The following is a 7,293-nucleotide window of genomic DNA, read 5'->3' as shown; positions in this document are numbered from 1 at the left end:
CCACGCGGCCGCGCCGGCCGCCGGGCCGCGCGCCGAAGTGATGCACTGGTGGACCTCCAGCAGCGAGTCGGCCGCCGTGCGCAAGTTCGCCGAGGCCTACCGCGCCGCCGGCGGCGTCTGGGTCGACACCGCCGTGGCCGGCGCCGACCAGGCCAAGGCGGTGGCGATCAACCGCATCGTCGGCGGCAATCCGCCCACCGCCGCCCAGTTCAACACCACCAAGCAGTTCCGCGACCTGATCGACCAGGGCTCGCTCAACAATGTCGACGACATCGCCGCGCGCGACCACTGGGACCAGCTGATGCCGGCGCCGCTGCTCGACGTGGTCCGCGTCAAGGGCCATTACTACGCGCTGCCGGTCGACATCCACATGTCGACCTGGATCTGGTATTCGAAGGCGGCGTTCACGAAGGCCGGCATCGCCGCCGAGCCGGCCACGCCGGAGCAGCTGTTCGCCGCGCTCGACCAGCTCAAGGCGGCCGGCCTGGTCGGCCTGGCGCACGGCGGCCAGCCGTGGCAGGAAAACATCGTGTTCCAGGCCATGCTGGCCAACGTCGGCGGCCGGGAGCTGTACCTGCAGGTGCTGCGCGAGCGCGATCCCAAGGCGCTCAATTCGGCGGCGTTCAAGCAGGTGCTGGTGGCCTTCAAGCGGCTGCAGGGTTATGTCGATCCCGGCTCGCCCAACCGCAACTGGAACGACGCCACCGCCATGCTCATCAGCGGCAAGGCCGGGGTGCAGATCATGGGCGACTGGGCCAAGGGCGAGTTCGCCGCCGCCAAACAAAGCGCCGGCAAGGACTACGGCTGCATCGCCGGCCTGGGTCCGGCCGTGCCCTACCTGATCTCGGGCGACGCCTTCGTGTTCCCGAAAACGTCCAACGCCGACGCCGTCAAGGCGCAGAAGCTGCTGGCCACGACCATGCTGGCGCCGGCCGCGCAGCTGGCGTTCAGCAAACTGAAAGGCTCGCTGCCGGTGCGCAGCGACATCGACGTGTCGTCGATGGACGCCTGCGCCCAGGCCGGCATGGCGATCATGAAGGACAAGGCGCGCCCGCTGGGCATGGTCGAGGTCTACCTGACGCCCGACCAGAACGGCGCCCTGCAGGATGTGCTGACGGCGTTCTGGAACACCCGCATGCCGGTGGAGAAGGCGCAGAAGAGCATCGCCGCCGCGCTGCGCGATTGAACCCGCCGGCGCGCTTGTCACCGCCGGGCGCGATGGGGTATGCTTGCCGCCGACTGAACGGATAAGGGAAGCTGTGGCAACCATCAAAGACGTAGCCCGCCTGGCGGGAGTAGGGCTGGGCACAGCGTCGCGCGTGATCAGCGGCAAGGGTTCGGTGTCGCAGGCGACCCTGGAAAAGGTGCGCAAGGCGATCGAGGAGCTGGAGTTCCGGCCGTCGCACGCGGCGCGCTCGCTGTTGTCGGGCAGCTCGCAGATGATAGGGGTGTACATCCCGTATTTGAGCGGGACGTTCTACACGCCCATCCTGCAGTCGATCTACACGGCGCTGCGGGCCAGCGGCTTGAACATGGTGGTGGCCTTCGGCGTCGGCGAGGGCGACGCGCGGCAGCAGGCGATCGAGGGCGTCAACTTCCTGATCGAGCGCGGCAGCGACGGCTTGATCGTGATGAGCAATGCGCTGGAGGACCAGGACTTTGAGGCGCTGGGGCCGTTCCAGTCGCGGGTGGCGGTGATCAACCACGGTTTCGCCAGCATCGCCGAGCAGTGCTTCACCGTCGACCACGAGGCCGGCGGCCGGCTGGCGGCGCGCACCTTGCTGGAGCTGGGCCACCGCCGCATCGCGGTGATCGCCGGCCGCGCCAGCGCGCCGGACAACCAGCAGCGCATCGCCGGTTTCATGGCGGAGCTGGCGGCGGCGGGCATAGATCCGGCGTCGGTGTGGATGGAGGACGGGCAGTTTTCGCCGGAGGGCGGCTGGGCCTGCACCGAGCAGCTGCTAGCGTCGGGCTACGCCTTCACGGCGGTGTTTTGCGCCAACGATGAAATGGCGGTGGGGGCCTTGTCCTGCTTCCAGCAGGCGGGGGTGGCGGTGCCGGAGCAGGTCTCGGTGCTGGGATACGACGACACGCACAGCGCGGAATTCACCGCGCCGCGCCTGAGCAGCGTGCATATCCCGTGGAGCGAGATGACCTTGAACGGCCTGAACTTCCTGCTCAACCGCTGCTACGCGTTGCAGCGGCCGGTCGAGCGGGCCTACAGCGTGCACGTGACGCAGCGCGCGTCGCTGGCGCCGCCCGCTGAACAGCGGTAAAGAATGAGGGTGTGCGCCGGTCGCACGCTCTTTTTTTGTAGTATATTGGAAACGATTCCACACACGGAGGCGCAGGATGGTCACGACACGATTGCTGAGCACCGCCTGGCTGGCGACAGCCTTGCTGGCCGGCGCCGCCGAGGCGCAGGCCGCGCTGCCCATGCTGCACACGGCGGGCACGCGCTGGCTGGCGGCCGACGGCAGCGCGCCGGCGCTGCGCGGCGTCAACCTGGGCAACTACCTGATCCAGGAATTCTGGATGATGGGCCAGGGCGGCGCCGGCATCGACGACCAGTGCAAGCTGGAGGCGGTGCTGGACCGGCGCTTCGGCTACGCCCAGCGCGAGCGCCTGTATGCGCTGTACCGCGACAACTGGATCGCCGCGCGCTACAAGGACCGCGGCGCGGTGGCCGGCTACAGCATCCTCAACGAACCGTGGGGCACGACGCCGGACAACCTGGCCGTGGTCATGGGCACGCTGTATCGCGAGATCCGCAAGGTCGATCCCAACCACGTGATCATCCTGCCGGGCCATAGCAAGGGCATAGACGCCTACGGCAAACCGTCCGAGCAGGGCCAGGTCAACGTGGCGTTCGAGATGCATCCCTATCCCGGCCACTTTGGCTGGGGCAAGCCGGGCGTCGACGTGCACCGCGACTGGCTGCAATGCGGCCCTGGCGGCAAGGGCGGCGTGTGCGCATGGAAGGCCCAGCAGGAAAAACTGGACACCGCCTACTTCATCGGCGAGTTCCAGCCGTGGGCCGCCATGGGCGCGGAGCTGGGCGGCCAGGTCACGCGCGCCAGCTACGACAGCTACGTCGCCAACGGCTGGGCCTCGACCGCCTGGGCCTACAAGCTGCTGACCAACCAGGGCGGGCAGGGCAAGGGCAGCTGGGGCATGGTGACCAACGCGCCCGGCGCACGCATCCCCAAGCTCGATTTCAACACCGCCTCGCTGGCCGAGATTGAAAACCTGTTCCGGTTGTTCGGCAGCGTGCCTTACGAACCGCAGCAAACCGTCATCAAATGGATGAACGCCACCGTACCGCCCACTCCCTTCGCCCACAAAAACTAAAACCATGACCATGATTCTTACCGACCTGCCTACGGCGATCCAGCGTTCCGACTTTGCCAGCGACTTCCTGTGGGGCGTGTCGACATCGGCCTATCAAATCGAGGGCGCCGCCGCGCAAGACGGGCGCGTGCCGTCGATCTGGGACACCTTCAGCGCCACGCCGGGCAAGGTGCGCGACGGCTCCAGCGGCGCCGTGGCCTGCGACCACTACCACCGCTGGGAGGAGGACCTGGACCTGGCGCAGTCCATGGGACTGAACTCCTACCGCTTCTCAATCGCCTGGCCGCGCATCTTCAACGGCGTCGACGCCGAACCGAACGCCAAGGGACTGGCGTTCTACTCGAAGCTGGTGGACGGCATGCTGGCGCGCGGCCTGCAGCCGTGGTGCACGCTGTACCACTGGGACCTGCCGCAGTACCTGGAGGACCAGGGCGGCTGGGCCAACCGCGCCACCGTCGATGCCTTCCTGCATTACGCCGATGTGGTCAGCAAGCACCTGGGCGACCGCGTGCAGCACTGGATCACGCACAACGAGCCGTGGTGCACGGCCATGCACGGCAACTGGGACGGCATGCACGCGCCGGGCAACAAGAGCCTGCCGCTGGCGCTGCAGGTGTGCCACAACGTGCTGGTGTCTCATGGCCTGGCGGTGCCGCTGATACGCGCCAACGTGGCGGGCGCGAAGGTCGGCATCGCCCTGAGCCTGCATCCGGTCAAAGCCGCCAGCGACAGCGCCGCCGACCAGCAGGCCGTTGCGCGTCACGACGCGCTGCGCAACCGCTGGTTCCTCGATTCGCTGTATGGACGCGGCTATCCCGCGCTGGCGCTGCAGCTGGTGGGCCAGGACGCGCCGCAGGTGCTGCCGGGCGATATGGAGGCGATCGCCGCGACTATGGACTTCCTTGGCGTGAACTACTACTTCCCCGAGGTGGTGAAGGACGCGCCGGACCAGTATCCGCTGCGCACCGCCATCGTCTATCCACAGGACCGCCAGCGCACCGACTTCGGTTGGGAAGTGTCGCCGCAAGGCCTGGTCGAACTGCTGGCGCGCGTGGCGCGCGACTACCCGACCGGCGATCTGTATGTGACCGAAAACGGTTCATCCTACGACGACCACCTGGGCGCGGACGGCGCCGTCAACGACACGGCGCGGCGCGATTACCTGATCCGCCACCTGGCCGCCGTGCGCGACGCCATCGCCGCCGGCGGCAACATCAAGGGCTACTTCGCCTGGAGCCTGCTGGACAACTTCGAATGGGCGGAAGGCTATCTGCGCCGCTTCGGCCTGACCTATATCGACTACCCGACGCAGCGCCGCATCCTCAAGCAAAGCGGCCAGTGGTACAGCGCCTTCTTGCGCGACGCATAAAACACCATCAACAACGGAGACAAGCACCGAATGAAAACCAATAACCACATCCTGCGCCGCGCCGTGCTGGCCGCCACGCTGGCGCTGGGCGGCGCCATCGCAACCGCCGCCGCGCCGGCCGCCAAGCCGCTGGCCGACTGGCCGCACCTCACCAGCGCCGTCAAGCAGGACAAAGCGATGGAGGCGCGCATCGCGCAGATCGTCGCCGGCATGACGCTGGCGCAGAAGATCGGCCAGATGACGCAGCCGGAAATCAAATTCAGCACGCCGGACGACATCCGCAAGTACTACATCGGCTCCGTGCTGAACGGCGGCGGCAGCTGGCCGGACGGGAACAAGCACGCCAGCGCGGCCGACTGGGTCAAGCTGGCCGACGCCTACTACGACGCCTCAATGGCCACCGACATGAAGGTGCGGATCCCCGTCATCTGGGGCATCGACGCCATGCACGGCAACAGCAATATGTACGGCGCCACGCTGTTCCCGCACAACATCGGCCTGGGCGCCGCGCGCGACGCCAAGCTGATCGGCCAGATGGCCAGGTCGGTGGCCAAGGCGGTGCGCGCCACCGGCATCGACTGGGTGTTCGCGCCGACGCTGGCCGTGGTGCGCGACGACCGCTGGGGACGCACCTACGAATCGTTCTCTGAAGATCCGGCCATCGTCAAGGACTACGCCGGCGCCTACGTCAAGGGCCTGCAGGGTGACCTGAAATCGGACCACACCGTGGTCGCCACCGCCAAGCACTTCATCGGCGACGGCGGCACGGCCGAGGGCAAGGACCGCGGCGAGAACCAGGCGACCATGGCGGACATGATCAACATCCATGCCCAGGGCTACTACCCGGCGCTGCAAGCGGGCGTGCAGACGGTGATGGCGTCCTTCAACAGCTGGAACGACGTCAAGGGCGGCGTCGACCACGGCAAGATGCACGGCAGTAAAGAGCTGCTGACCGACGCGCTGAAAACCAAGATGGGCTTCGACGGCCTGGTGGTCAGCGACTGGAACGCCATCGCCGAGGTGCCGGGCTGCGCCAACGACAGCTGCGCCGCCTCGATCAACGCCGGCGTCGACATGGTGATGGTGCCGGAACACTGGAAGGCCTTCATCGCCAACACCATCGCGCAGGTGGAGAAGGGCGAGATCCCGATGGCGCGCATCGACGACGCCGTCACCCGCATCCTGCGCGTGAAGCTGCGCGCCGGCCTGTTCGACGGCAAGAAGCCGTCGCAGAACATCTACGCCGGCAAGCAGGAGCTGCTGCAGGAACGCGCGTTGGCGCGCCAGGCGGTGCGCGAATCGCTGGTGCTGTTGAAGAACAACGGCGGCGTGCTGCCGCTGGCGCGCGGCAAGAAGATCCTGGTGGTCGGCAAGAGCGCCGACAGCATGGCCAACCAGTCGGGCGGCTGGTCGCTGACCTGGCAGGGCACCGACAACAAGAATAGCGACTATCCGGTCAGCGACACCATCCTGGCCGGCATCCGCGACGCCGCCGGTGCGGACAACGTCACCTTCAGCGAAAACGCCGCCGGCGTCGACCTCGGCAAGTTCGACGCCGTCATCGCCGTCATCGGCGAGACGCCGTATGCGGAAGGCGACGGCGACATCGGTCCATCGGGCACGCTGCGCCTGACCGGCCGCCATCCCGAGGACCTGGCGGTGTTGCAGGCGGTGGCGGGCAAGGGCAAGCCGGTGGTGACGGTGCTGGTGACCGGCCGTCCGCTGTTCGTCAACGACCTGCTCAACCTGTCGGACAGTTTCGTTTCGGCGTGGCTGCCTGGCACCGAAGGCAAGGGCGTGTCCGATGTCTTGTTCCGCAAGGCCGACGGCAAGGTCAATGTGGACTTCCACGGCAAGCTGTCGTTCTCGTGGCCGAAGTCGGCCTGCCAGTCGCCGCTAAACGTCGGCGACGCGGCCTACGATCCGCTGTTCAAATACGGCTACGGTCTGACCTATGCGAGCAAGGGCGCCTTGCCGCTGCTGGACGCCGGCTATCCGGCCGGCGGCTGCGGCAAGACCACGGCGGTGCCGGTGTACGCGCCGGCCGACCGTTCGACCTATGCGCTGTATGTGAGCAGCGGCGGCCAGCGCGTGGCCCTGGGCGCGGACCTGAACGCCGTCTTCAAGCTGTCGACCGTCACCGTCGAAACCGCGCAGATCAACACCCAGCAGGACGCCAAGCGCCTCACCTGGACCGGCGCGGCCAAACTGGAAGCGCAAGCGGCCAAGGCGCAGAAGCTGCCGGCCTTCGCCGCGACCGACGGCGCGCTGCAATTTGATGCTATCGTGTCGGCTGCGCCGCAGGGCAAGGTCAGCGTCGGCATCGAAACGGTGGAGCTGGACGCCAGCGCCGTGTTCCAGCGCTTGGCGGGCAAGGGCAAGCAGACGGTTAAAATCCCGTTGGCCTGCTTCAGCGCCAAGGGACTGTCGCTGGCGGCATTGAGCACGCCGTTCAGCGTGGCCGCCGATGCGCCGTTCGCCGCGAGCTTCGCCAACATCCAGATCGTTGGCGGCGCCGCCAGGGACAAGGATGCGCTGGCGTGCGGCGACTTTAAATAAAAATCAGGAGACTC

General features: G+C 67.4%; 5 protein-coding genes. All 5 read left to right on the top strand.

Annotated elements, in window-relative coordinates:
* Positions 1-1,186 (top strand): ABC transporter substrate-binding protein (locus AC07OK_RS03800; RefSeq protein WP_494689014.1); only part of this gene is annotated, 1,186 nt, incomplete at its 5' end.
* A 73-nt stretch (positions 1,187-1,259) separates the two neighbouring features.
* A complete protein-coding gene (locus AC07OK_RS03795) occupies positions 1,260-2,276 on the top strand; it encodes a LacI family DNA-binding transcriptional regulator (RefSeq protein ID WP_494689013.1) in 1,017 nt (338 codons plus the stop codon).
* 76 nt (positions 2,277-2,352) lie between these two features.
* Positions 2,353-3,351 (top strand): glycoside hydrolase family 5 protein, encoded by a 999-nt coding sequence (locus AC07OK_RS03790; protein WP_494689012.1) that lies wholly within the window; start codon positions 2,353-2,355, stop codon positions 3,349-3,351.
* 4 nt (positions 3,352-3,355) lie between these two features.
* Positions 3,356-4,720 (top strand): GH1 family beta-glucosidase, encoded by a 1,365-nt coding sequence (locus AC07OK_RS03785; protein WP_494689011.1) that lies wholly within the window; start codon positions 3,356-3,358, stop codon positions 4,718-4,720.
* A gap of 30 nt (positions 4,721-4,750) precedes the next feature.
* Entirely contained in the window at positions 4,751-7,279 is a 2,529-nt protein-coding gene (locus AC07OK_RS03780; RefSeq protein WP_494689010.1) for a glycoside hydrolase family 3 protein, read from the top strand.
* Positions 7,280-7,293: the final 14 nt, after the last annotated feature.

Source organism: Duganella sp. GW821-FHT07G03, from assembly GCF_059418605.1.
This window is presented reverse-complemented; position numbering and strand designations above follow the sequence as displayed.